The organism is Paenibacillus sp. A3 (assembly GCF_001399685.1).
Lineage (GTDB): Bacteria > Bacillota > Bacilli > Paenibacillales > NBRC-103111 > Paenibacillus_G.
Genome location: NZ_JTHN01000371.1, coordinates 1 through 1,464 on the forward strand (window position 1 = coordinate 1; position 1,464 = coordinate 1,464).

Consider the following 1,464-nt stretch of genomic DNA (forward strand, 5'->3'; position numbering starts at 1 on the left):
ATCATCATCATGCCTTCCGCCTTCGGGCAGCCGTCCAGCACGTCCGTCCGGTACCCGACATCGAAGCGGGGCACCCCTTTGACGCAAGCGGCAATCTCAGAGCGTTCGTCGACGATGCCGATCTTGAAGGACCGGCGCAAGCCGTTGTCCGCTCCCCCCGTGCCTAGCAATCGGGCCAGATCGCGAATCAGCGTCGTTTTTCCCTGCTGCGGAGGGGAGACGATCAGCGTGCGGTACACCCGCTCGCCGCCCGGTTCGAGCAGATAGGGAAGGACCGGCTTGGCGGCGTTTTTCCATTCCCGCGCCAGCCGGACGTTGAAGCCGCTGACATCCTTGATGTACTTTACCTTTCCCTGTTCCAGGACGGTTCGTCCGGCGAGGCCGATCCGGTGTCCGCCGGAAACGGTAATGAATCCCCGCTTCAGCTCCTCCTCGAACGTGTACATCGAATGCTGCGTCAGTTGCTCCAGCAGCTCCGCGCAATCCCGGCGCGTCGGCCGGTAGGCTTGCCCCGGGTCGGCGCACAAGCTTCCCTTGTCCGATACGAAGCCGCAGCCCGAGGCCCAGACGACTTCCAGCGGCCTCTCTTCGCGGATCCGGATTTCTTGCAGCTCGGCTGCAATGCGGGTTGGTAGAGTTGCTAGGATCTGCTGCATAGCGGCGGAGAAGAACGGCAGCAGCGACCGGATCATGGCTATCCCTCCAAGCTGTCCATCTTTTACAATCATATGTATGATGCAATCTACTGAACTATGACCGATTACTTTTTTAAGATTCCAATAAAAATACAGCTTACGCCGATAAGCACCCATAGCATTTTGCCCGCCGACAGCTTTTCCGCCATCCCCACAAGTCCGATCGTCGTAGTCGTAAGCAGCACGAAAGGCCCGACCAACGCCAGCGCCGAATTGACCAGGAGCGCTTTCTCAATCTGGTTGTAGCGCAGCATAAGCAGTCCCGCCATAATCTCGATGCTCCCCGAGAAGATTCGAATCAACGCCATACTGAGGACGATTTTGTTGATGACCGACATTTGTTTCCCCCCTTCGCTTTCCTTATCACTGTATGCGGGCTCGTCTTATTTTAGGCTTACGGGGCACACCATTCGCCCAAAATGCATATGATGACACCGTAATCCAACTTTATGTTACTGCGAGGCGATACAAGATGGAGGTAACATCACCGTTGCAGTGGAATACACTGCTCAGCGATCCGACCGGGCGTCGTACGGATAAGCCGCGAGCCTTGGGCAAAACGATGGTCATCGACAAAGGCCTTGGGCTTCATGCGCTTGAGGATTTGCTGCAGACGGCCGGCGTCTATATCGACATGCTGAAAATCGGATTCGGCACCTCGCCGCTTTATAAGACGGAGTTGCTTAAGCGAAAAATCGAAATGGCCAAAGCCCACGACATTATCGTCTACCCCGGAGGCACTTTTCTCGAGGTGGCGATCCGGCAGGAT

3 protein-coding genes are annotated in these 1,464 nt (G+C 56.4%); 1 reads left to right on the forward strand and 2 read right to left on the reverse strand.

What is annotated here, in order from left to right:
• The coding region (locus QJ48_RS34710; protein ID WP_054977804.1) for a hypothetical protein at positions 1-692 on the reverse strand (692 nt) is incomplete at its 3' end.
• Between the two features lie 68 nt (positions 693-760).
• On the reverse strand, positions 761-1,033 hold the full coding sequence (locus QJ48_RS34715; protein WP_054977805.1) for a YqhV family protein: 273 nt from the start codon (positions 1,031-1,033) through the stop codon (positions 761-763).
• A gap of 134 nt (positions 1,034-1,167) precedes the next feature.
• Between QJ48_RS34715 and QJ48_RS34720 the strand changes: the two genes are divergently transcribed.
• Positions 1,168-1,464, forward strand: a 297-nt coding sequence (locus QJ48_RS34720) for a phosphosulfolactate synthase (RefSeq protein WP_193394552.1), incomplete at its 3' end; no start/stop codon positions are given.

What these genes read in the sequence shown, in the direction of transcription:
- QJ48_RS34715 (WP_054977805.1), bottom strand. Translation starts at nt 1,033, where the DNA reads ATGTCGGTCATCAACAAAATCGTCCTCAGTATGGCGTTGATTCGAATC.